Consider the following 259-nt stretch of genomic DNA (forward strand, 5'->3'; position numbering starts at 1 on the left):
AGATCCAGTAAATTATAATGAAGCAAAGAAAAACTATAATGTCGTAGCTAACCAATACCCAAATTCAAGTAAGGCACCTCGAGCATTGTACCAACTTTATAGTATCGCTAAAGATGTTGATAAGAATACTGTGTCAGCAAATCAATACAAGAACAAGTTACTTAGCCAATATCCAAAGTCTGAAGAAGCAAAATTCTTTAACAAATAATTTAGTTATAAAAAAGACACTGTTAAAACAGTGTCTTTTTTATGTCTTCTT

Annotated in this window: 1 pseudogene; it reads left to right on the forward strand. The window is 30.5% G+C overall.

Annotation, left to right across the window (positions count from 1 at the left end):
* Positions 1-208, forward strand: a pseudogene (locus tag RFW85_RS03390) (hypothetical protein); the annotation flags it as partial.
* Positions 209-259 lie beyond the last annotated feature (51 nt).

The sequence above is a fragment of the Acinetobacter sp. 12966 genome (assembly GCF_031196995.1).
In the GTDB taxonomy this organism is placed as follows: domain Bacteria; phylum Pseudomonadota; class Gammaproteobacteria; order Pseudomonadales; family Moraxellaceae; genus Acinetobacter; species Acinetobacter geminorum.